Raw genomic sequence first — 24,670 nt, 5'->3', positions numbered from 1 at the left:
GTACAATTGAGTTTGAAACAGAAAATGTAAAGGTGAGTCAAAGATGGAACAAGAACAAATACATAACTTAATTAAACAAGGACAATTCGATAAGGCCTTGCAAGCTTGCTTTGATAATATCGAAGCGGCTCCTGAACAAGTTGAAAATTACATTAATTCCGGAATTTTATTAGCGGAAGCAGGAGAAATTGAAAAAGCTGAGAGATTTTTTCAACGCGCAATAGAATTGCAATCGGATAATGGAGTTATTTATTATAACTTAGCCAATGTGTACTTTAATGAAGGACGTTTTCAAGAAGCAATTAAGCTTTATCAAATGGCGATCAGTAAACAGTTAGAATCAAAAGATGTATATTTCATGCTCGGCATGTCTTTCATTCAGTTAGAGGCAAAAGAAAAGGCACTTCCGTTTTTAATGCGTGCTTCAGAGTTAGATACAAATTTTGAAGATATTGAAGCACAATTTCAATATGGATTAGTGTTGTGTGAACTTGAAATGTTTGATCAAGCGATTCCATTATTAGAACGCATTTTAGAAGAAGATCCGAAACATGCAGATGCTCAATATAATTTAACGCTAGCTAAATATATGACGGATGAAGATATCGACGCTGCGATACAAGGTTTTGAAAACGCAATCGAAATGGATGATGCACATATGTTAAGTCATCATGCGTTAAAGACGTTTAAAATGATTCAAGAACAGGAGGGATAATGGTGGAAAACCCAACGCTACTAGATAGTACTTATGTAAAAGGTGAAGTGGTTCTTATCCTTTTTCAAAATACGGACAATTTTTATACAGTATTAAAAGTTGAAGTTGATGATACGAATGGCGATTTTGAAGATGAAGTGACAGTCGTTGGGTATTTTCCAGATATCGTTGAAGATGAAACGTATCTTTTTAAGGGTTATGTTGTACAGCACGCACGATATGGGCAACAGTTAAAAGCTGAAACATTTCAAAAAGAACTCCCTCAAACGAAAGATGCGGTGATATCGTATCTCTCTAGTTCACTATTTAAAGGGATTGGTGTCAAAACAGCAGAATCAATTGTTGAAACACTTGGAGAAGATGCCATTCATCAAATATTAAATGATGCATCATGCTTGTCTCGTGTACCGCGCCTGTCAAAAGATAAACAAGAACAAATTGCCCAACAAGTATACCAAAATCAAGAAAGCGAACAAATTATGATTCGTTTGAACGAACTCGGTTTTGGTTCAAAACTTGCAATGGATATATATAAGTTTTATCAGGCAGATACATTAAAAGTTCTTGATAATAATCCATATCAACTTGTTTATGATATTAAAGGAGTTGGTTTTCAAAAGGCGGACCAATTGGCACAGCAACTAGGAATTCATCCGATGCATCAAGACCGCTTGCGTGCAGGGATTCTCTATGTTGTGGAAGAGACATGCCTTAAAAATGGACACACTTATTTACCAGCTGATGCATTAATTCATGCAGCAATTGAATTGCTCTCGAAAAACCAGCCTGAAACAATAGAAGAGCCACCTATGCATGATTGTATGACGCAACTTGTTGAAGAACAGAAACTAATCGCAGTTGATGACATTGTGGCAATTCCAAGCTTGTACTACTCAGAACTAAAGAGCACGCAGAATTTATTTAAAGTCGCAAACCATAAACAAGCATTAACCCAATTTGATTTATCTGATATACAACTACATATTGGTGAAATTGAAGAAATGAATGAAGTGAGTTATGCAGCATCACAAAAAGATGCATTGGAATGTGCGTTACAAAATAAAGTGATGTTGTTAACAGGCGGGCCGGGTACAGGTAAAACCACTGTAATTAAGGGCATTGTTCAATTATACGCTGAAATGCACGGTCTCTCACTTGATTATGATGATTATGACGAAGGAGAAGCTTTTCCAGTCGTACTTGCTGCACCAACAGGGCGTGCATCGAAGCGACTTCATGAGTCAACAGGACTTGAAGCAATGACAATTCATCGGCTTATCGGTTGGAATCAAGAGACGAAGCCAGATGACTTGTTGGAACATGAAATTGATGCAAGGTTGATTATCATCGATGAGATGTCGATGGTGGATACGTGGCTCTTTCACCAATTCATGAATGCTGTGCCACTGGATGCTCAAATTGTACTGGTAGGCGATGAAGACCAATTACCATCTGTCGGACCAGGACAAGTGTTTAAAGACTTAATAGACGCCGATGTGTTACCGAGAATTAACTTAACAGAAGTGTATCGTCAACAAGATGGATCGAGCATTATAGATTTGGCACATCGCATTAAGTTAGGTCAAGATGTAGATATTACGAAAAGATATCACGACCGCTCATTTATCGCATGTCAAACACATCAAATTCCAGAGATTGTCGATAAAATTGTATCCAATGCAGTTGGCAAAGGATATACAATGTCGGATATTCAAGTACTCGCACCGATGTATCGAGGGAGTGCAGGGATTCAAAAACTCAATCAAGTTCTTCAAAATATATTGAATCCCAAAGAAGGCGATGATCATCGTGAAGTCGCATTCGGTGATGTGTTATTCCGTAAAGGTGATAAAGTGTTACAGTTAGTGAACCGACCGGACGACAATGTGTTTAACGGAGATATCGGTGAGATTATCGGTATCTTTTGGGCAAAGGAGAATGCCTTGAATAAAGATGTCGTTATTGTTGATTATGAAGGGAACGAGATTACCTATATGCGATCCGACCTTACAGAATTAACACATGCTTATTGTACGTCGATTCATAAGTCGCAAGGATCAGAGTTTCCAATTGTCATTATGCCGATTGTCAAACAGTATTATCGCATGCTCCAGAAGCCAATATTGTATACAGGACTAACACGTGCAAAACAATCACTCGTATTCTTGGGTGATGCGGATGCGTTTAACATGGGACTACAAACTGAAGGGCAGACACGTTTAACGCAGTTACAAACTTTTTTAACGATGTACTTTAAAGGAGATACGGAAGACAGTGAGACGAACGATGCAGTTGAGACAACATTTGTGCTAACTGAGTCAAATATGTATCAAGTCAATCCGATGATTAATATGGGTGAAACAACACCTTATGATTTTTTAGAAATTGACAAAAGATGAGAATTTTTTATATAATCACTATTAAGTAAAGTGGATAGCCGAGTAGATGAATTAGTGACTTCACAGAGACGTATCAGTGCTGAGAGATACGAGTCATATCATTGAACGCTACTATGCGCATAGTTCAATAACAGTTTACAGAGTGATAGTTGCATAGCGACTATAACTAGGGTGGTACCGCGAGACATTCGTCCCTTTGATGAGACGAGTGTCTTTTTGTTTGATGAAAGAGAATAGGGAGTTGACAGAATGAAAAATTTAAAAGCTAGTGATATACGACAAATGTATCTTGATTTCTTCGTTGAGAAGGGACATATGGTAGAGCCATCAGCACCTTTAGTACCTATTGATGACGATTCATTGTTATGGATTAACTCAGGTGTTGCGACGTTAAAAAAATATTTTGACGGCCGTGAAGTACCGAAAAAACCACGTATTGTGAACGCACAAAAATCAATTCGTACAAACGATATTGAGAATGTTGGTTTTACAGCACGTCACCATACATTCTTTGAAATGTTAGGTAACTTCTCAATTGGTGATTATTTCAAAAAAGAAGCTGTATCATTTGCATGGGAGTTTTTAACAAGTGACAAATGGATGGCAATGGAACCGGAAAAACTTTATGTAACAATCCATCCTGAAGATACAGAAGCTTATGATTTATGGCATGACATGATTGGACTATCAGAAGATCGTATCATTCGAATTGAAGGGAATTTCTGGGATATCGGTGAAGGTCCGTCTGGTCCAAATACTGAGATTTTCTATGATCGTGGTGAAGAATATGGCAAAGAGGATCCAGCAGAAGAAATGTATCCAGGTGGAGAAAACGAACGCTATCTAGAAGTGTGGAACCTTGTATTCAGTGAGTTCAACCATAATAAGGATCATAGTTATACACCACTACCAAGTAAAAATATTGATACTGGCATGGGGCTAGAGCGTATGGCCTCAATATCTCAAAATGTTCGTACAAACTACGAGACAGACTTGTTCATGCCAATTATGCAAGAAATTGAGAAAATCTCTGGTAAGCATTATTTAAAAAATGCACAAGATGATGTTGCTTTTAAAGTAATTGCAGATCATATCCGTACAATTGCATTTGCGATTTCAGATGGTGCATTACCAGCTAACGAAGGACGTGGCTATGTATTACGACGTTTATTACGTCGTGCAGTTCGTTTCAGTCAAACGTTGAACATCAACGAACCATTTATGTATCGATTAGTGGAAATTGTTGCGGAAATCATGGAACCATATTATCCAAATGTAAAAGAAAAACAAGACTTTATTGCACGTGTCATCAAGTCTGAAGAAACACGCTTCCACGAAACATTAGAAGAAGGACTTTCTATCTTAAACGGCTTAATTGCACAATCAAAAGAACAAGACGGTATGATTGCAGGTGAAGATGCGTTTAAATTGTATGATACGTATGGTTTCCCAATTGAATTAACACAAGAAATTGCAGAAAATGAAGGATTAACAATTGATATGTCTGGCTTTGAAACACACATGGAAGCACAGCGTAATCGAGCACGTGAAGCACGTCAAAATAGCCAATCTATGCAGGTTCAAAGTGAAGTGTTAAAGCAAATTGACACAGACAGTACGTTTGTTGGTTACGATCAACTTGAAACGACAGCACGTTTGACAGACATTATTGTTGATGGTACACGTGTATCAGAAGCGGATGCAGATCAGACAGTATACTTTATTTTAGATCAAACGCCATTCTACGCAGTGAGCGGTGGCCAAGTTGCAGATAAAGGCGTTATAGCGACTGATGATTTTGAAATCGAAGTGACGGAAGTTATTAAAGCACCTAATGGTCAAAACTTGCATACTGGTTATGTGAAGTTTGGTACAGTGGCTGAAGGTGCAGAAGTGACTGCAACAGTTGACAGCAAATCTCGTAAGGCGATTATGAAAAACCACAGTGCGACACACTTGTTACATGCAGCCTTAAAAGAAGTACTAGGTAGTCATGTTAACCAAGCAGGTTCTTTGGTAGACAGTGAGCGTTTACGTTTCGACTTCTCACATATTGCAGCAATGACACAAGAAGAGTTACAACTTGTTGAGCAACGTGTGAATGAAGAAATTTGGAACAGTATTGATGTCTCAATCAACGAAATGCCTATCGACGAAGCGAAAGCACAAGGTGCAATGGCATTGTTCGGTGAAAAATATGGCGACGTCGTTCGTGTTGTAGATATGAAACCTTTCTCAATTGAGTTGTGCGGTGGTACACATGTTAAAAATACATCTGAAATTGGCCTGTTTAAGATTACAAGCGAATCAGGTACTGGGGCAGGAGTGCGCCGTATTGAAGCGGTGACAGGGCAAGCGGCATTTATGTATTTAGAACGTTACTTAGAGCGCTTTAATTCCATCAAAGCACAAGTAAAAGCAAAAGCAGACGAACAAGTGATTGAGAAGGTTGAAAACTTGCAAGTACAAGAAAAAACATTGCAACAAACAATTGAAGCGAAAAACAAAGAAATTAACGCATTAAAAATGGGTAACATTGAGGATAAAGTGACACATATTAATGATATGCCAGTGTTAATTACGGAAGTTGAAGTGGATAATGCGAAAGCGATGCGTACAACAATGGATGATTTTAAATCTAAATTGCAAGATGCGATTATTGTATTAGCTAGTGATGTTGGCGGTAAAGTATCTATCGTTGCAACTGTACCAAAACAATATGTTGAACGTGTCAAAGCGGGAGATATTATTAAAGAAATGGCACCGATTGTTGGTGGTAAAGGTGGCGGTCGTCCAGATATGGCACAAGGCGGCGGTACAGATCCAAGTCAGATAACAGCAGCATTACAATTTGTTGAAACTTACATTAAATCATTATAAAAATAGATGTATTTCGTGTAGAATAGAGAGTGTAATCTATTTATGGTTTAAGGAGTGTTATGACAATGGCAAATTTTGATAAAACAATGAAGTTTAACCACGACGATATCCCAAAAGCAGATGTTGATGCAGTTCTAAACAATGTGTATAACACATTGGAAGAACGTGGCTACAATGCTGTCAATCAGATTGTAGGCTACCTACTATCAGGTGACCCAGCGTACATTCCACGTCATAACGAAGCGAGAAATCAAATTCGACACATTGATCGCGATGATATTATGGAGGAACTTGTGTCGTTCTATTTAAAGCATAATAGCGAAAAAGAACATAATGCTTAAACATAAAATTATTGGATTAGATGTTGGGAGTAAGACTGTGGGTGTTGCGATAAGCGACATGATGGGTTGGACAGCACAAGGATTGGATACACTCCGTATTAACGAAGAACAGAATGAACTCGGATTAGACACCTTAATTGAGATCATTGAACGAGAGCGTGTAGGGACCGTCGTGATCGGATTGCCGAAAAACATGAATAATTCGATTGGCTTCCGCGGAGAAGCATCGTTACATTATAAAGAAGCATTAGCTGAACGCATGCCGCAACTCGAAATTGTCATGTGGGATGAGCGTTTAAGTACTTCTGCAGCGGAACGTTCGCTGCTTGAAGCGGATGTTTCTAGAGCAAAACGAAAAAAAGTAATTGATAAGATGGCGGCTGTATTTATTTTACAAGGCTATTTAGATTCACTAAATTAAGGAGAGATCTACGATGACAAACGAAAACCATAATATTAACGAATTAGAAATTAATAACGATGAAGCTTTATTAACATTATACGACGAAGAAGGTAACGAAGTATTATACCGTAAAATGTTAGAATTCTATCATCCAGAATTTGATAAAGAATATGTCATTTTAGCTGAAGAAGGCGCACAAGCAGATGACGATGATTTAATCGAATTAGTCCCAATGATTAACGAACCAGATGAATCTGGTGACGGTGGTCGTTTCGTAGCAATCGAAACAGAAAAAGAATGGGATATGATTGAAGAAGTTGTAAATACAAACTTCGATGAAACAGAAGAATAAGAAGTTTTCAAAGCTGATGTGGCAAGATGCACATCAGCTTTTTTGGATTCATCTGAATTGAACAACACAGAAAAAGTGATGGAGAAATATTATGTTAAGAGACTCGAATCATCTTAACTAGGTGTACAGAAATATTTCTTTTCACATAATGACTTGTCAATTTGGTTTCAAGTTGCTTAAGTTCATAATGTGTAATAGTTTGTGATGAGATTTATAAATGATTTCATAGAGATACCCTTATTTTTCAATTCATTTTGTGTTAGAATAATATGAAGTTATTTGAAGGTATGTAGAAGTGGAGTGGTATGCACTTTGTTTAGAAGCTCTGAAAATGTCTTATATTACATACTTAATACGATTTGACGTGCTGGGGTGGAACCCAAAAATCTTTAAGGAGATCACATTGTTCCACTCCCGTTTTTTGATGATTTTTATCAGAATTTAACTAAAGGAAGTCTTAAGATGGAAAATTTAAATCAATCTTATTTTTTAGGATTGCAAACATATGACAGCGATTTGGATCAATTGCGTCATTTTGCAGAAGAAAACAAAGTGCCTATTGTTGATCAACTATCGCTTGATTTAGTAAAACAAATCATTCGTATACATCAGCCGACAGAGATTTTAGAGTTAGGTACGGCAATTGGATATAGCAGCATGCATTTTGCGTCTGTGTCATCGGATATTCGTGTGACGACAATTGAACGTAACGATGAAATGATTGCTTATGCTAAACAAAATTTTTCTCAGTTTCAATATACAGAACAGATTAGGTTGATTGAAGCAGATGCAGCACAAGCATTTTCAATGGTAAATGATCGGACATATGATATGATTTTTATCGATGCAGCAAAGGCACAATCTAAAAAGTTTTTCGAGCTTTATAGTCCTTTGTTAAATGAAGGTGGCATCATCATTACAGACAATGTGTTATATCATGGTTTTGTTGCGAATATTGATATTGTACGCAGTCGCAATGTGAAACAAATGGTTAAAAAAGTACAGAAATTTAATCAATGGCTAAGTGAACAATCTGATTTTAAAACGAATTTTATAAATATGGATGATGGTTTAGCTATTTCAATAAAGGAGCGCAAAAATGACTGAATTACTAGTGACACCCAAATCTCTCAGCCATATAGAAACACTGATTGAAAAAGGTGCAGATGCCTTTGTAATCGGTGAAGAGAAGTTTGGCTTACGTTTGGCTGGTGAATTTAATAGAGAGCAGATGAAACAAGCGGTTGATATGATCCATGCTGCGGGTAAAAAAGCCTATGCGGCAGTGAATGGGATCTTCCATAATTATCATATTCCAGCTGTTGAAGATTATATCAATTTCTTGCATGAGATTCGTGTTGATCGCATTATTTTTGGTGACCCTGCGATTGTCATGATCGTCAAGCAACAAGAAAATCCAATTCCACTTCACTGGAATGCGGAGACACTTGTTACGAACTACTTCCAATGTAATTATTGGGGTAAACGTGGCGCAAGTCGTGCAGTTTTAGCACGTGAATTAAGTTTGGATGAAATCTTAAACATTAAGGCAAATGCTGATGTAGAAATTGAAGTACAAGTACACGGCATGACATGCATGTTCCAATCAAAACGTATGTTATTAGGTAATTACTATACGTTCCAAGAGCGTCAGATGAAGATTCAACGTGAAGATTTGGATGAGCATACACAGCTGTTGTTATATGATGAAGAACGTGATAACAAATACCCTGTATATGAAGATTATAACGGTACACATATTATGTCTCCGAATGATATTTGCTTAATTGAAGAATTGGCACCATTATTTGAAGCAGGTATCGATAGCTTAAAGATTGACGGTTTGTTACATTCAGAAGAATATATTAATACCGTTACAGAACAATATCGAGAAGCAATCGATTTATATGAAGAAGACCCAGAAGTTTATGAAGATGAGAAGTTTATGCTAGTAGATCCAATTGAAGCGATTCAGCCTGAACATCGTCCATTTGATGAAGGATTCTACTATAAACAAACGGTATATTAATATAAGGAGAGATAGCATATGACGGTATTAGAAGCAGTGAATACTGATGCGAAACCTAAAGTAAAAAAACCCGAATTGCTTGCACCGGCCGGTAACCTTGAAAAGTTAAAAATTGCGATTCATTACGGTGCAGATGCTGTATTTCTCGGTGGACAAGAATATGGTTTGCGTTCAAATGCAGATAACTTCACGATTGATGAAATTCGTGAAGGTGTTGAGTTTGCGAATAAATATGGTGCAAAAATATATGTCACAACAAACATCATCGCTCATGATGAAAATATTGAAGGGCTTGATGAATACTTAATCCAGTTAGAAGGAACTGGTGCAACAGGCATTATCGTTGCAGACCCTTTAATTATCGAAACATGTAAACGTGTCGCCCCAAACCTTGAAATTCATCTTTCAACACAGCAATCACTCAGTAACTATAAAGCGGTTGAGTATTGGAAAGAAGAAGGTTTGGATCGTGTTGTACTTGCACGTGAAACAGGTGCAATGGAAATGAAAGAAATGAAGGAAAAGGTAGATATCGAAATAGAGGCATTCATTCACGGTGCGATGTGTATTGCTTATTCAGGACGCTGTACATTGAGTAATCATATGACGGCACGTGACTCTAACCGTGGCGGTTGTTGTCAAAGTTGTCGCTGGGATTACGATCTTCTTACAGTTGATGAAGATGGTGAGTTGGATGTTTACTATGAAGATGGTTCAGCAGTCCCATTTGCGATGAGTCCACGTGACTTAAAATTAATCGAATCTATTCCAAATATGATGGACTTAGGTATCGATTCATTAAAAATCGAAGGCCGTATGAAGTCAATTCATTATATAGCGACAGTTGTATCTGTTTATCGTAAAGTGATCGATGCCTATGCGGCAGATCCTGAAAACTTTAAAATCAAACCGGAATGGTTAAGCGAACTTGATAAATGTGCAAACCGTGATACAGCACCTGCTTTCTTCAAAGGAACACCAGGCTATGAAGAGCAAATGTTCGGGAATGAGTCTTCTAAAAAATCACCGTATGACTTTATCGGACTTGTTCTAGCATATGATGAAGAAACACAAATTGCGACAATTCAACAGCGTAATCATTTTAAACCAGGACAAGAAGTTGAATTTTTTGGGCCTGAAATCGAAACGTTTACGCAAGTGGTTGAAGCGATTTATGATGAAGAAGGAAACGAATTGGATGCTGCACGTCATCCGCTTCAAATCGTTCAAATTAAAGTAGAACGTCCGATTTATGTAAATAATATGATGAGAAAAGAGGTATAGCGCAATGGCGCCTACAACAATTATTGGTATTGCAGGTGGCTCGGGTTCTGGGAAAACTTCAGTCACAAATAAGATTATGAATAATTTAGAAGGCCATAGTGTGGCGTTAATTGAACAAGACTATTACTATAAAGATCAATCTCATCTTACGTTTGAAGAACGTTTAGAAACGAATTATGATCATCCATTTGCGTTTGATAATGATTTATTGATTCAGAATTTACGAGACTTGTGCGCAGGTCATGAAGTAGAAGTGCCAACTTACGATTATACAAATCATACACGCAGTGAGAAAACCATTGCATTTCAACCTAAAGATGTTATTATCGTAGAAGGTATATTTGCGCTTGAAAATGAAGAACTTCGCAATCTCATGGATGTGAAGATATATGTCGATACGGATGCCGACTTACGAATTTTACGTCGATTATTGCGTGATACACGTGAACGTGGCCGTACAATGGATTCAGTGATAGATCAGTATCTTAGCGTTGTTCGCCCAATGCATAATCAGTTTATTGAGCCGACGAAAAAGTTTGCTGATATTATTATTCCAGAAGGCGGTAGTAATAAAGTTGCTATCGATATCATGACAACAAAAATTCAAGCACTCGTTCAGAAGAAAGATTAATTCATTAAAAAGGAAGATGAACATATGGAAAACCAAAAACAATACCCAATGACACAAGAAGGTTTTGAAAAACTCGAACAAGAATTAGAAGAGTTAAAAACCGTTAAACGACCTGAAGTCGTTGAAAAAATCAAGGTTGCACGTAGTTTTGGTGACCTATCTGAGAACTCTGAGTATGATGCTGCTAAGGATGAACAAGGTTTCATCGAGCAAGACATTCAACGTATCGAAACAATGTTACGTCACGCTCTTATTATTGAAGATACTGGCGATAACAATGTTGTTCAAATTGGTAAAACAGTCACATTTGTTGAATTACCTGGTGATGACGAAGAAAGCTACCAAATCGTTGGTTCTGCTGAATCTGATGCATTTAACGGTAAAATTTCAAATGAATCTCCAATGGCACAAGCTTTAATTGGGAAGCATTTAAATGATGAAGTACGTGTCCCACTTCCAAATGGTGGAGAAATGAACGTTAAAATTACAAACATTCAATAATCATAGACAAAAGGCTAGAGCATGGTTTCATGCTTTAGTCTCTTTTTTTAGTTTTTACACAAATTATACATGAAGACTATCCTATAATGATTCATAAAACTTATAGTTAAATCATTCGTTTGTAAGTGTTTAACGAGTAATGTCAATATAAAAATATAATAGTTTTATGATATTTATATTTCATCACTCTAAATTGATATAGTTTTATGATTATAAAATCATTGATATAAAGCGGTTTGTACCGCTAACAATTACATTTTACATGTTTTGAATTTTGTTCATTTATACAAAAATGCGTTGTACCGCTTATTATCTTGAGAAAACATTGAATTGTCAGTGCATACCAATGATGATAAAATATTTTAATGTAAGGGATTACGGAAGGGGGATGAAGATGGAATTTAAACAAATTAGTGAACAATCTTTTATGATATATTTCGATGCAAAGATTAATGAAGAAATATTCAATCAAGTCAATGCGATAGCTGACTATTTGAAATCATTAAATCATCCGCATATACAAGAGATTGTTCCATCATATCGAGCCATACTTGTTTATTTCGATGGCATCTCAATCACTTATGAAGCAGTTTTAGAAGAGCTTGGATTGTCTACATATGAATTATCTACAACAGAAGTTAATAAACCGAGACGTGTTGTCAATATCCCTGTGTTATATGGTGGGAAATGGGGACCAGATTTAGAGTATGTAGCAGAATATCATAAGCTATCTGTTGAAGAAGTGATTCAATATCATATTGAAGGCTACTATCTTGTTTATATGATTGGCTTTATGCCAGGTTTTCCATTTTTAGGTGGACTGAATGCACGTATTCACACACCACGTAAGGAAGAGCCGCGTTTGAAGATTCCAGCAGGTTCTGTGGGAATTGCGAATAATCAAACTGGGCTTTATCCAGCTGATTCACCAGGTGGATGGCAAATTATAGGACGTACACCGATTGATGTATTCGATATAAATCGAAATCCTAAAATTCTCTATCAACCTGGAGATAAAATTAAATTTTATGCAATTAATGAAGAAGAGTTTTTACATATTCAAAAATATGTGGAAAAAGGACGATTAAATTATGATGAGTGGGTGAGAATCAGCTATGAGCATTAAGATATTGAAGCCAGGATTATTTACAACTGTTCAAGATTTAGGACGTTTTGGACATCAATCTGAAGGATTCTCTCCAGCAGGTGTGATGGATCGTCCGAGCTATGAGATTTTGAATGCACTTCTTGAGACAGATCAACAGCCAGCATTGGAAATTACAATGATTGGACCCAAAATCAAGTTCCTGTCTCAAAATTTATTTGCGATTACGGGTGCAGAGTTTTCAGCCACGCTTAATGGTGAAGCAATTCCACATCAGACGGTTATCAAGGCTGAAGACGGCGATGTCTTAGATTTAGGAGCAGCAAAAGAAGGAATGCGAGCATATATCGGTTTTGCTGAGCAACTTGATATTCCTTCAGTGGAAGGGAGTTATTCAACGCATACACGCACACATGTTGGTGGCTATAAAGGACGTGTGCTTAAAGAGAATGATATTATTCCAACACGTCCAATAAATATGGATATCAGTCTGATTGGTCGTTCGAGTGACTTTAGAAGTTACAGCCCAAACAGTAATCTACCAATAGGTATCATGGATGGACCACAGCTAGATTCATTCTCAAAACGAACAATTGCAGAAATTGAGCATATTGAATTCCAAGTATCAGAAAGCTCAGATCGAATGGGGTATCGTTTAAAGGGTGGTTCAATCAAGCCGATGGAAAGTGCGGATATTATTTCTGAACCCGTTGCATTAGGAAGTATACAAGTACCTAAGGATGGCAATCCCATCATCTTGTTAAACGATCGTCAAACAGTAGGCGGTTATACAAAAATAGGTACCGTTATTGATAGCGACCTTGTAGATATTATTCAAAAGCGACCTGGTGAAAAAATACAGTTTGAATGGGTCACTTTTAATGAAGCTAATGAAATTCTTGCACGCAAAGGCCGCAAACTTGCCGATGCAAAAGAGAAATTGCGACGTTATCCACAACGTTATTTGAAAAATATACGACCAACACAACGAAAAATAAAAACAGTATTAAAAGGAGATAGTATACCATGGACTTAAAACAAATTGAACAAACACTCACGTTATTAAAAACATATGGTGTGAAGCACTTCAGATATGGGGATGAAGACATGGAGTTGGAACTTGACCTTCCAGCGACACAACAAAATGAAGGCATTCAAGTTGCACCAACAGCGCCTGTACAGTCACCTACACAAGTAACGCCATCACAAGAAGAAACACCAGAAGCATCATTTAAAGAAATTCGCTCTCAAATGATTGGAACATTCTATCTACAAGATGAGAAAGAACTCACTAAACCAGTCATTAAAGTGGGCGATGTGATTCAGAAAGGTGATATTATTGGATACGTTGAAGCGATGAAAGTAATGAATGAAGTAACTGCTGATGAAAGTGGTGAAATTGTAGAAATCCTTGTTGATCATGGCGAAAATATTGAACACAATCAATGTATCGTTAAATTAAAGTAAGGGGGCGTACTGATGTATCGAGTATTAGTCGCAAATAGAGGAGAAATTGCAGTAAGAATTATTCGTGCATTGCGTGAAATGAATATGGAATCTGTTGCTGTTTATGCAGTAGGTGACGAAGATAGTTTACATGTAAAACTTGCAGATCACGCAGTATGTATCGGAAATGCAAACCCACTAGATAGTTACCTTAATATTCATAATATCCTTTCTGCTGCTGAAATAACGAATGCAAACGCCGTTCATCCGGGATATGGCTTTTTATCTGAGAGTCCTGTTTTTGCAGAGAAGGTTGAAAATGAAGGATTATATTTCATTGGGCCAACAAAGTCTACAATGGAATTGATGGGGGATAAAATTACAGCACGTCAAACAGTTGATCAAGCGGGTGTTCCTATCATACCAGGTTCAAAATCATCAGTAGAATCGGTGGATGAAGTGAAAACACTAGCTGAATCACTAGGTTATCCACTTGTGTTGAAAGCAGCAAGTGGAGGCGGAGGTAAAGGAATCCGTATTGTTAAAGATGAAAATATGTTAGAACAGGCATTTAAAGAAGCGAAGAGTGAAGGGAATAAGTACTTTAATGATGATCGTGTATATGTCGAAGCCTTTATTCCTGTTGCCAAGCACGTTGAAGTACAAGTTTTGGGTGATGGGAAAACGAATTTTATTCACTTAGGAGAACGCGACTGTTCTGTTCAACGTAAAAACCAAAAGTTGATTGAAGAATCACCTTGTAGTGCTTTAACGCCTGAAAAGCGTGAAAAAATGTGTAATGATGCGGTAAAAGTTGCACGTGCATCAAATTATCGTAGTGCAGGTACTATCGAGTTTTTAGTGACAGAAGATGCCTATTATTTCATTGAGATGAATGCGCGTATCCAAGTCGAACATACTGTTACTGAAATGCGTACAAATGTTGACCTTGTATGCGAACAATTACGTATTATGGAAAATGGAAACTTGTCACTAAAGCAAGAAGACATTCCTTTTGAAGGTCATGTCATCGAAGCACGTATTAATGCAGAAAATCCAGAACAAGCCTTTAGACCAACGCCAGGGACTGTTCAAAGACTGCATTTGCCACAAGGATTTAATGTACGTGTTGACTCATTGCTATATAGTGGCTATACTGTTTCATCATATTATGATTCTCTTGTTGCTAAAGTGATAGTAAAAGGTGAAAACCGTGACCATGCGATCAACAAATTAAAGGTTACTTTAGATGAAATGATTATTGATGGCTTTACGACGACGGCAGACTTTTTATACGCAGTGCTCTCTTATCCGCCATATTGTGAAGGGGATGCGAGCGAAGTGGATATTAAGTTTTTAGAGCGGCATGATATTATCAAGGGGGTTCAACATGGTTAACGTTGATTTAAATTGTGACTTAGGTGAAAGTTTCGGTAATTATAAGGTAGGTAACGACGAAGCTGTTTTACCACTCATTACTTCTGCAAATGTAGCGTGTGGATTTCACGCAGGTGACGAAAATGTCATGGCACAAACAGTTAAATATGCGAAACAACACAATGTCAGTGTCGGGGCTCATCCAGGATTCCCTGACTTACAGGGATTTGGACGTCGCAACTTAGATATGTCCCCTGAAGAAGTGTATCATATGATGGTCTATCAAATCGGAGCATTAAAAGCATTTTGTGACATTGAAGGCGTTACACTCAATCATGTCAAACCACATGGTGCTCTTTATCAGATGGGAGCAAAAGATCGAGATATTGCTCGTGCCATAGCAGAAGCAGTTTATGCGGTTGATCCTAAACTGTATCTCGTTGGACTTTCTAATTCAATACAGTTAGAAGAAGCGCAAAAGATTGGATTGCCAACAGCATCTGAAGTATTTGCTGATCGTCGTTATGAAAAAGACGGGCAATTGGTGAGTAGAAGAAAACAGGGCGCGCTCATCGAAGATACGTCAGAAGCGATTCAACAAGTCGTTCGTATGGTGACAGAAGGTAAAACAACAGCAATAACGGGAGAAGAGATAGACATCAAAGCGGATACCATTTGCGTGCATGGTGATGGCGCACATGCTTTAGAATTTGTAAAACAAATTAGAGAACAACTTGCAAAAGTTGGAGTCAAGATAGTTAAAATAGGGGGCTAATGAATGAAATCTAATTCGAATAAAATTGAAAATCCAGGTGAATTCCAATTCACAAAAGCACACAGGCGACTGTTACTAGGGTCGGTCTTTTTGATGGCTACATCAGCAATCGGACCAGCGTTTTTAACACAAACAGCAGTATTTACAGAACAATTTTTAGCGAGTTTTGCGTTTGCAATTTTATTATCTATTATTATTGATATTGGTGCACAAATTAATATTTGGCGTGTTCTCGTCGTTACGGGGTATCGAGGACAAGAAATTGCAAATGAAGTTGTGAAAGGACTTGGAACGTTTATCTCCATTCTAATAGCAATCGGTGGTTTAGCATTTAATATCGGTAACATTGCAGGAGCAGGCCTCGGTTTAAATGCTATTTTCGGTATTGACGTTCGTATAGGCGCAGCCATTACAGCTGTCATCTCAATTCTCGTCTTTATTTCGAAAAACGGACAAAAAATGATGGACTTTGTCACAATGTTGTTAGGTATTTTAATGATTGCGGTTGTTGCGTATGTGATGGTTCAATCCAATCCACCATATGCTGATGCAGCTAAACATATGATTTTACCTGAAAATCCAGCTGCACTTGTATTACCAATTATTACACTGGTAGGTGGAACGGTAGGCGGTTACATCACATTTGCCGGTGCACACAGAATCCTTGATGCTGATATTAAAGGGAAAGATTACTTGCCATTCGTCAATCGTTCTGCGATCACTGGTATTTTGACAACGGGTGTTATGCGTGGTCTTTTATTCTTAGCGGTATTAGGTGTTGTTGTCACGGGTGTTACATTAAATCCAGAAAACCCACCAGCATCTGTATTCGAACATGCAATTGGACCAATTGGTAAAAACATTTTCGGTGTCGTATTGTTCGCAGCTGCGATGTCATCAGTTATCGGTTCAGCATATACAAGTACGACATTTATCAAGACATTGCACAAGAAGTTAAATAAATTTGATAACTATGTAGTTATTGCGTTTATTTTAATTTCAACGTTGATATTTTTATCAATCGGTAAGCCTGTCAAATTATTAATTATTGCTGGTGCATTGAACGGATTAATTTTGCCGATTACACTTGGAACAGTTTTAATCGCATCGAAAAACAAGCGTATAGTTGGTGACTATCAACACCCAACATGGATGCTTATTTTCGGTATTGTAGCAGTTATCGTAACGCTTTTCACAGGGTTTTTCTCATTCCAAGGACTTGCACAACTTTGGACACAATAATAAATTTAAGAGATGTATGGGGTCGAGATAACTTATGTTGTCTCGGCTTTTTTGTATTGAACAATAAGTAAGGATAAATGCATTTGGACAAAATCAAGTGAGACGTCATGTGAAAATGTGGTAAAATAGCACCGACTCAATAAACAGAACTTAACAGTAGGAGGATATTACATGATAGGTATTATCGGTGCGATGGAAGAAGAAGTTGAAATATTAAAACAGCAATTAACAGAACTTGAAGAAACTCAAATTGCGCACACATATTTTTATAGAGGAGTATTGGAAGGCAAAGAAGTGGTATTGTTACAAAGTGGGATTGGTAAGGTAAATGTAGCCATTTCGACAGCACTATTGATTGATCGTTTTAACCCTGAATATATCATCAATACAGGTTCAGCTGGCGGACTACAACCCGGTCTTACTTTAGGTGATGTTGTGATCAGTACTAAGGTTGGTTATCATGATGCTGATGCCCGTACTTTCGGATACGTTATGGGACAAATTCCAGGTATGCCCGCCGTATATACTGCAGATGACTATTTGACAAGCAAAGTGAAACAAGTTTTACAAACAATGGATCAGCCAGCGATGGAAGGACTTATCGTATCAGGTGACAGCTTTATTGGAACAGAAACACAACGTGAAACAATCCTCAATCACTTTCCACAAGCAATTGCATCAGAAATGGAAGCTGCGGCGATCGCACAAACGTGTTATCAATTTGGTAAACCTTTCATCGTTACACGTGCGATTTCAGACTTGGCTGATGGTGAAGCAAGTATGACGTTTGATGAATTTTTAAAAGTTGCTTCAAAGTCTTCAAGTAAAATGGTACAGGCTCTCGTTAAAGAACTATAAGATGTTGTGTAAGAGAGTACATGAGATATGTTATAATAATAGGAATGAAGTTATTTAATTATGGAGGCACATCATGGGGATTTTAAAGAGATTATTTTTGCCCAATCAATATGTGAAAGACATTCATGAAATTGATTTCCAGCAGTTAGAAAAGCTTAATATTCGTGGGATTATCACGGATCTTGATAATACGCTTGTTGGATGGGATGAAGCAAATCCGACACCAAAAGTTGAAGAATGGTTTAAAACGATTGATGAACGCGGCTTTAAAGTGACGGTTGTTTCAAATAATAATGAAAAAAGAGTAAAAGCATTTTGTAAAGATTTGAATGTAGATTATATTTTCAAAGCACAGAAACCACGCGGCAAGTCATTGCGCAAAGCCACTCGTAAAATGGGATTAAAAAAGGAACAAGTTGTTGTCATCGGTGATCAAATGATGACAGATGTATTTGGTGGCAATCGTAGCGGCCTTTATACGATTATGGTTGTTCCAGTTAAAAATTCAGATGGCTTAGCAACGAAGATAAATCGCTTGATTGAACGCCGTATTCTCAGTCATTTCAAACGTAAAGGTTACATTACATGGGAGGAGTCATGATATGTCAGCAGCATTAAAATGTATCGGATGCGGGGCAATATTACAGTCTGAAAACCCAAATGAAGCGGGATACGTTCCAAAAGCAAGTTTGGACAAAGAAGATGTTATTTGTCGACGCTGTTTTCGTTTGAAAAATTACAATGAAGTGCAAGATGTAGGTATGGAAAGTGAAGACTTTTTAACGTTACTGAATAGTTTAGCGGATAAAAAAGGAATTGTTGTGAATCTTGTTGATGTCTTTGACTTTGAAGGGTCATTTATCCATGCGTTAAAACGCATCGTGGGTAATAAAAAAATCATTCTTGCTGCAAATAAGATTGACTTATTGCCAAAACAAATTAATAAACGACGTGTAACGGAGTGGTTACGTCGTAGTGCGAAAGCATACGGCTTGAATCCAGATGATGTCGTGCTATTGTCAGCAATGAAAGGTTATGGCGTAGAAGACTTAATGACAGCGATTGAAAAACATCGCAATCATCAAGATGTTTTTATCGTTGGGACAACAAACGTCGGTAAATCAACATTAGTCAACAAGTTGATTGAAGAAAGTGTCGGTGAGAAGAATGTCATCACGACTTCTAAAGTACCGGGTACGACACTCGATATGATCGACATTCCTTTAGATGATCATAGTTTTATGTATGATACACCTGGTGTCGTTCAAGCGCATCAAATGACACACTATGTAACGACGAAGGAACTCAACTTAATCATGCCGAAAAAGGAAATCAAACAACGTGTATTTCAGTTGAATGAAGCGCAATCTTTATTCTTCGGTGGTCTTGCTAGAATTGATTATATCAGCGGAGGCAAACGACCATTGATTTGCTATTTTTCAAATGAATTGCACATACATCGTACAAAACTTGAAAAAGCAGATAAATTATGGCATGAACAACTAGGCGACTTATTATCTCCGCCATCACAACGTGAAAACTTTAATTTTGACCATTTAAAGCAAGTACCGTTGCACACTGAAGATGGAAAAAAAGATGTTATGATTGCTGGTCTTGGATTTATTACAATTGATGAGGGTGCTGACGTTGTAGTCACTGTCCCTGAGAATGTTGAAGTATATTTACGTCCATCGATTATGTAGGAGGGAATCAGATGAAGTTTGCTGTAATTGGTCATCCTATTGAACATTCATTGTCACCCATTATGCATCATGCAAATTTTGAAGCACTGAATTTGGATCATGGATATCAAGCATTGAATATTCCGCCCGCACATTTCAAACATATACGTGATATTGTTGCAGAATACGAATTGGATGGTTTCAATGTAACAATTCCACACAAAGAACGTATCATTCCTTATTTAGACGAACTTACCGACGAAGCGAAAGCGATAGGGGCGGTCAATACCGTCCGCATTGATGGTGAGCATTGGGTCGGCCATAACACTGATGGAGTCGGTTATGTGAAAGGATTGGTCGACTATTACGGTGAGCTATCCGATGCAAAAATTCTTATTATCGGTGCTGGTGGTGCGAGTAAAGGGATTGCATATTCGTTATCTCAAAGAACAAAGCATCCGATTGCGGTTGCGAATCGTACATTGTCTCGATTTGAAGATTGGCAATTTGAAGTTACAGCTTATCCATTATCTGAAGTAGATCATATCGCTTACCAATACGATATTATTATTAATACAACACCTGTTGGCATGCATACATCAACAGAACAGGTAGTAACCTTACAACAATTAAAGGATGACGTCTTAGTTTGTGATATTATTTATACACCTGCAGAGACAGCCTTTCTAAAAACGGCTAAAATGCAAGGTTACAATATATATAACGGTCTTGATATGTTCATATATCAAGGTGCAGAAAGTTTTAAATTTTGGACAGGAATGCAAGCTGATGTGCATGTAATGCGCAATCGCGTAAAAGAAAAATTATATTCGGATTAAAAACACTTAGGAGGTCATTATGACATTAACTGGAAAACAAAAGCGCTTTTTAAGAAGTCAAGCGCATCATATCGATCCTATTTTCCAAATTGGTAAAGCAGGAATCAATGAAAATATGATTACACAAATTGATGAAACTTTAGAAAAAAGAGAACTTATTAAAGTGCATATTTTACAAAATAATTTAGATGATAAAAATGAATTGGCAGAAACATTAGCACATGCGACAAATAGCTACCTCGTTCAATTAATTGGGTCTATCATTGTGTTATATCGTGAATCTAAAGAAAACAAACAAATCGAGCTTCCATAATGAAACGCATCGTTATTTATGGAGGGCAATTCAATCCGATTCATAGTGCGCATGAAATGATCGCAAGCGAAGTCAATGCAGCACTGAAACCTGATGAATTTTATTTCATGCCAAGTTATATGTCACCGCTTAAAGTTCATGAGCAACCGATTCCCATTGAAGATCGGCTTGCTATGATTCAACTTGTGATAGATAATTTAGGTTTTGGTGTCATGCGCACCGATGAAATCGAACGCAAAGGTAAAAGTTATACGTATGAAACGATTAAAGCAATTTACGATGAAGATCCGAATGTTTCAATTTACTTTGTGATTGGCACCGATCAGTTTGATCAATTAGACAAATGGTATCGTATCGATGACCTAAAACAAATTGTGACGTTTATAGTTGTAAATCGTGGGCGCAAAATAAAAAGTGATGACGCATCGATTAAGCCCCTCGAAATACCAGAAATGGCCATTAGTTCTACAATCATACGAGAAAAGTGCAAAAATCATGAAACGATTCATATGTGGGTCCCATTAAATGTAGAATCGTATATCTTAAGGAGGGGTTTGTATGGATAAACAATTTGCAATTGAACTTGTAGAACAAAAATTACCGAAAAAACGTTTTAAACACTCATTAAGAGTTGCTGAAACAGCGGTGAAGTTAGCAGAGATTTATGAAGGGGACAAAAAAAAAGCAGAACTAGCAGGTATTTTGCATGACTTCTGCAAATATGATGAATTAAGCTATATGTATCAACAAGTGACAAAGTATAAATTGGATTCTAACTTATTAAGTTACGGTTCTGAAATTTTACATGGTCCAGTGTGTGCTGTTATTATGGAACATCAATACGGCGTGACTGACGATGAAGTATTGCAAGCTATATACAATCATACAACCGGGCGAAGCAAAATGACTAAAACAGAAAAGTTAGTCTTTATCGCTGATTATATCGAACCAAAACGTGAAATTCCGGGTGTAGAAGAAATTCGTGAACACGTATATAGTGGGGGCGGTTTAGACCGTGCCATTTATGAAATATCGAAAAGAACAGTCTTACATTTAGTCAAAAAAGATGTCAGTGTGTATCAACCGACTATCGATTGTCTAAATTATTATAATTTGAATGAAAAAAGTTAAAGGATGATTAAATGAACGCAAATGAATTATTAATGTTAAGTGTACAGGCAGTAGATGAAAAAAAAGCTGAAGATATTATTTCAATTAATATGCAAGGTATTTCAGATATTGCCGACTATTTTTTAGTATGTCATGGTAACAACGAACGCCAAGTACAGGCAATTGCGAAAACGGTAAAAGACAAAGCAGAAGAACAAGGCATTCATGTAAAACGCATGGAAGGTTATGATGAGGCACGTTGGATTTTAATTGATCTTGCAGATGTTGTTGTGCATGTTTTCCATAAAGATGAGCGTGATTACTACAATCTTGAAAAGTTATATCAAGATGCTGAAATTTTAGGCTATCAAGAGGTTATTAAGTCGTAATGGCATACCAAACACTTAGTGCTTTTTATGATCAACTGACAGATGATCAACCGTATGAGCGTTGGCAAGAGATTGTCCAACACTTTTTACCGAAATCTCACGTGTCATCCATATTAGATTTAGGATGTGGTACCGGGACTTTAACGACGACATTTTTGAATTTTTCTGATGAAGTTATCGGGATGGATTTAAGTGAAGAAATGGTTGCATTTGCTCAACAAAAGCATGACAAAATCATCTGGAAAGTTGGAGATATGTCTGAATTCCAACTGTCAGAACGCTTCGATGTTATAACGATATTATGTGACTCATTAAATTACTTGGCAGATGAAGAAGATGTTCTAGCTACGTTTAACCATGTACATCAACATTTAAAAAACGAGGGTGTGTTAATTTTTGACGTTCATACAACACATAAAATGGACACACAGTTTAACGGTGCAACTTATTTAGACGATCGAGAAGATTTAACACTCGTTTGGCAAACTGAGCCGGGGGAATTACCACATAGTGTATGGCATGATTTAGTATTCTTCGTCCGAGAAGACAATGGTCAGTATGTACGTCATGATGAAACACAATTTCAGAGAACGTTAGATAAAACAATCTATCAAAGTATGTTAGAATCAGTCGGATTTAAAAATATTAAAATGTTTTACGACTTTGATCCTACATGTAACGATCCAAAGAGTGACAGATTATTTTTTGTTGCTTATAAATAATAAAAGTAAAATCCCTCCTTTGCGCATGTATATCATCAAAGGAGGGTTTCTTATGTCGTTTTTATCACAATTACAAGCTTGGTGTCTTAAAAACCGATTGCTTGTAGTAATCAGTGGCATTGTTTTAGTAGGTTTATTAGTCGTTTTTGTTCAATTTGCACCAACTGAACCAGAACCAGTTGCCAATCCCTTACCTTTGCAACAGAATGCATCATTTGAAACGGGGAAATCAACGCATGATCATAATAAAATGCAGAATAATCAGCAACAACCTATTCCAATTGTCGTCGATATTAAAGGTGCCGTTAAGCGACCGAATACTTATCAGATGATGTCTGATGATCGCATAAAACAATTACTCGATAAAGCGGGTATCTTGCCAAACTCAGATCTATCTCAAATCAATCTTGCAGAAAAACTGACTGATCAAAAAATGTTGTACATTCCTAAGAAGGGAGAACAACCTAAAGCTGTTGTCGCATCTAATGATAGGCCTTCATCAACTGACAATCAGCCCGTGAATTTAAATACTGCACAACTAAGTGATTTAACGAATGTACCGGGAATTGGTCCGGCAAAAGCGCAAGCCATTTTGTCATATCGTGAAGAAAAAGGTCAATTTCAATCAGTAGAACAATTGAAAGAAGTGAAAGGGATTGGCGACAAAACCTATGAGAACTTGAGTACCTATTTTACAGTATGATTGGAGCATGTGTAACTTTGATGTTAAAATCAATTTAACTAAAAAAATGATTGAGAGGAGATATTAGATGGAAAGAATCAAATGGCATGATTATTTTATGGCACAAGCCCATTTACTTGCATTACGATCAACATGTAAACGTTTATCTGTTGGTGCGACTATTATTAAAGACAATCGAATTATAGCAGGTGGTTATAACGGCTCTGTCGCAGGTGAGGTACACTGTATCGATGAAGACTGCCTACTTGAAGATGGCCATTGCATTCGTACAATACATGCAGAGATGAATGCAATACTCCAATGTGCTAAGCAAGGTGTATCAACAGAAGGTGCAACAATTTACGTCACTCACTTCCCATGTTTAAATTGCACAAAGTCAATTATTCAAGCAGGTATTAAAACGATTTATTATGCAAAGGATTATCATAACCATGCGTATGCGTTACAATTACTTGATCAATCGGGTGTGAAATATGAACACATTCCATTTGAACCAGAACGCATTGCAAATTATATTTTAGATAGTCAATGATTTATATTTTATTGTCATATATTATCGGTCAGTTAGCTTATC

27 protein-coding genes and 1 pseudogene are annotated in these 24,670 nt (G+C 37.1%); all 28 read left to right on the top strand.

The annotated features are described in order from the left end of the window. Positions 1-43: 43 nt before the first annotated feature. The 28 genes and pseudogenes from MUA51_RS05965 (at position 44) to MUA51_RS05830 (ending at position 24,628) form a co-directional block, all read left to right on the top strand. The gene (locus MUA51_RS05965; protein ID WP_262558783.1) at positions 44-715 is read left to right on the top strand and encodes a tetratricopeptide repeat protein; all 672 of its coding nucleotides are present in this window, start codon (positions 44-46) and stop codon (positions 713-715) included. 2 nt (positions 716-717) lie between these two features. Continuing rightward, the gene (gene recD2, locus MUA51_RS05960) at positions 718-3,114 is read left to right on the top strand and encodes an SF1B family DNA helicase RecD2 (protein WP_262558781.1); all 2,397 of its coding nucleotides are present in this window, start codon (positions 718-720) and stop codon (positions 3,112-3,114) included. Positions 3,115-3,363: 249 nt separating this feature from the next. Beyond that, entirely contained in the window at positions 3,364-5,994 is a 2,631-nt protein-coding gene (gene alaS, locus MUA51_RS05955) for an alanine--tRNA ligase (RefSeq protein ID WP_262558778.1), read from the top strand. Between the two features lie 65 nt (positions 5,995-6,059). Beyond that, a complete protein-coding gene (locus tag MUA51_RS05950) occupies positions 6,060-6,335 on the top strand; it encodes an IreB family regulatory phosphoprotein (protein ID WP_262558776.1) in 276 nt (91 codons plus the stop codon). Further along, positions 6,328-6,756 (top strand): Holliday junction resolvase RuvX, encoded by a 429-nt coding sequence (gene ruvX / locus MUA51_RS05945; protein ID WP_262558774.1) that lies wholly within the window; start codon positions 6,328-6,330, stop codon positions 6,754-6,756. The genes MUA51_RS05950 and ruvX overlap by 8 nt, the downstream gene beginning before the upstream one ends. Before the next feature lie 13 nt (positions 6,757-6,769). Then, a complete protein-coding gene (locus MUA51_RS05940; RefSeq protein ID WP_262558772.1) occupies positions 6,770-7,090 on the top strand; it encodes a DUF1292 domain-containing protein in 321 nt (106 codons plus the stop codon). A 462-nt stretch (positions 7,091-7,552) separates the two neighbouring features. Further along, positions 7,553-8,197 carry an O-methyltransferase gene (locus MUA51_RS05935; protein ID WP_262558771.1) on the top strand — a complete coding sequence of 215 codons (645 nt, stop codon included), beginning with the start codon at positions 7,553-7,555 and terminating at the stop codon, positions 8,195-8,197. Next, positions 8,190-9,119 (top strand): peptidase U32 family protein, encoded by a 930-nt coding sequence (locus MUA51_RS05930; RefSeq protein WP_262558768.1) that lies wholly within the window; start codon positions 8,190-8,192, stop codon positions 9,117-9,119. Before MUA51_RS05935 ends, MUA51_RS05930 begins: the two co-directional genes overlap by 8 nt. An 18-nt stretch (positions 9,120-9,137) precedes the next feature. Further along, a complete protein-coding gene (locus MUA51_RS05925) occupies positions 9,138-10,403 on the top strand; it encodes a peptidase U32 family protein (protein WP_262558767.1) in 1,266 nt (421 codons plus the stop codon). Positions 10,404-10,407: 4 nt separating this feature from the next. Further along, a complete protein-coding gene (udk, locus tag MUA51_RS05920; RefSeq protein ID WP_095116683.1) occupies positions 10,408-11,034 on the top strand; it encodes a uridine kinase in 627 nt (208 codons plus the stop codon). A gap of 24 nt (positions 11,035-11,058) precedes the next feature. Further along, entirely contained in the window at positions 11,059-11,535 is a 477-nt protein-coding gene (gene greA, locus MUA51_RS05915; protein WP_095116685.1) for a transcription elongation factor GreA, read from the top strand. Between the two features lie 394 nt (positions 11,536-11,929). Beyond that, the gene (gene pxpB, locus MUA51_RS05910) at positions 11,930-12,661 is read left to right on the top strand and encodes a 5-oxoprolinase subunit PxpB (RefSeq protein ID WP_262558763.1); all 732 of its coding nucleotides are present in this window, start codon (positions 11,930-11,932) and stop codon (positions 12,659-12,661) included. Further along, positions 12,651-13,676: a 5-oxoprolinase subunit C family protein gene (locus tag MUA51_RS05905; protein WP_262558760.1), complete on the top strand. Its 1,026-nt coding sequence runs from the start codon at positions 12,651-12,653 to the stop codon at positions 13,674-13,676. The genes pxpB and MUA51_RS05905 overlap by 11 nt, the downstream gene beginning before the upstream one ends. Further along, the gene (locus tag MUA51_RS05900) at positions 13,667-14,107 is read left to right on the top strand and encodes an acetyl-CoA carboxylase biotin carboxyl carrier protein (RefSeq protein ID WP_262558758.1); all 441 of its coding nucleotides are present in this window, start codon (positions 13,667-13,669) and stop codon (positions 14,105-14,107) included. Before MUA51_RS05905 ends, MUA51_RS05900 begins: the two co-directional genes overlap by 10 nt. Before the next feature lie 12 nt (positions 14,108-14,119). Then, positions 14,120-15,484, top strand: a complete 1,365-nt coding sequence (locus MUA51_RS05895; protein WP_262558756.1) for an acetyl-CoA carboxylase biotin carboxylase subunit — start codon at positions 14,120-14,122, stop codon at positions 15,482-15,484. Beyond that, positions 15,477-16,238, top strand: coding sequence for a 5-oxoprolinase subunit PxpA (pxpA, locus tag MUA51_RS05890; protein ID WP_262558754.1), 762 nt, complete (start codon positions 15,477-15,479; stop codon positions 16,236-16,238). Before MUA51_RS05895 ends, pxpA begins: the two co-directional genes overlap by 8 nt. A gap of 3 nt (positions 16,239-16,241) precedes the next feature. Next, a complete protein-coding gene (locus tag MUA51_RS05885) occupies positions 16,242-17,480 on the top strand; it encodes an NRAMP family divalent metal transporter (protein WP_262558753.1) in 1,239 nt (412 codons plus the stop codon). 171 nt (positions 17,481-17,651) lie between these two features. Beyond that, complete coding sequence (locus MUA51_RS05880; RefSeq protein ID WP_262558752.1) at positions 17,652-18,338, top strand: 5'-methylthioadenosine/adenosylhomocysteine nucleosidase; 687 nt, start codon at positions 17,652-17,654, stop codon at positions 18,336-18,338. Positions 18,339-18,411: 73 nt separating this feature from the next. Next, positions 18,412-18,939 (top strand): YqeG family HAD IIIA-type phosphatase, encoded by a 528-nt coding sequence (locus MUA51_RS05875; protein WP_262558749.1) that lies wholly within the window; start codon positions 18,412-18,414, stop codon positions 18,937-18,939. A gap of 1 nt (position 18,940) precedes the next feature. Next, a complete protein-coding gene (gene yqeH / locus MUA51_RS05870; RefSeq protein WP_262558747.1) occupies positions 18,941-20,041 on the top strand; it encodes a ribosome biogenesis GTPase YqeH in 1,101 nt (366 codons plus the stop codon). 11 nt (positions 20,042-20,052) lie between these two features. Beyond that, positions 20,053-20,859, top strand: a complete 807-nt coding sequence (gene aroE / locus MUA51_RS05865) for a shikimate dehydrogenase (protein WP_262558745.1) — start codon at positions 20,053-20,055, stop codon at positions 20,857-20,859. Between the two features lie 19 nt (positions 20,860-20,878). Then, entirely contained in the window at positions 20,879-21,172 is a 294-nt protein-coding gene (gene yhbY / locus MUA51_RS05860) for a ribosome assembly RNA-binding protein YhbY (RefSeq protein WP_262558743.1), read from the top strand. Next, positions 21,172-21,738, top strand: a complete 567-nt coding sequence (gene nadD, locus MUA51_RS05855; protein WP_262558742.1) for a nicotinate (nicotinamide) nucleotide adenylyltransferase — start codon at positions 21,172-21,174, stop codon at positions 21,736-21,738. The genes yhbY and nadD overlap by 1 nt, the downstream gene beginning before the upstream one ends. Beyond that, a pseudogene (gene yqeK / locus MUA51_RS05850) lies at positions 21,731-22,314 on the top strand (bis(5'-nucleosyl)-tetraphosphatase (symmetrical) YqeK). The gene nadD and the pseudogene yqeK overlap by 8 nt, the downstream one beginning before the upstream one ends. Next, positions 22,315-22,671 carry a ribosome silencing factor gene (rsfS, locus tag MUA51_RS05845; protein WP_262558738.1) on the top strand — a complete coding sequence of 119 codons (357 nt, stop codon included), beginning with the start codon at positions 22,315-22,317 and terminating at the stop codon, positions 22,669-22,671. It abuts the pseudogene before it with no gap. Next, complete coding sequence (locus tag MUA51_RS05840) at positions 22,671-23,393, top strand: class I SAM-dependent DNA methyltransferase (RefSeq protein ID WP_262558736.1); 723 nt, start codon at positions 22,671-22,673, stop codon at positions 23,391-23,393. Before rsfS ends, MUA51_RS05840 begins: the two co-directional genes overlap by 1 nt. A 52-nt stretch (positions 23,394-23,445) precedes the next feature. After that, on the top strand, positions 23,446-24,096 hold the full coding sequence (locus tag MUA51_RS05835) for a helix-hairpin-helix domain-containing protein (protein WP_262558734.1): 651 nt from the start codon (positions 23,446-23,448) through the stop codon (positions 24,094-24,096). Positions 24,097-24,163: 67 nt separating this feature from the next. Beyond that, a complete protein-coding gene (locus MUA51_RS05830) occupies positions 24,164-24,628 on the top strand; it encodes a ComE operon protein 2 (RefSeq protein ID WP_262558733.1) in 465 nt (154 codons plus the stop codon). Positions 24,629-24,670 lie beyond the last annotated feature (42 nt).

The organism is Staphylococcus sp. IVB6214 (genome assembly GCF_025558585.1).
GTDB lineage: Bacteria > Bacillota > Bacilli > Staphylococcales > Staphylococcaceae > Staphylococcus.
The sequence above is the reverse complement of the archived record's forward strand: the minus strand, read 5'-3'. Positions and strand labels throughout refer to the sequence as shown.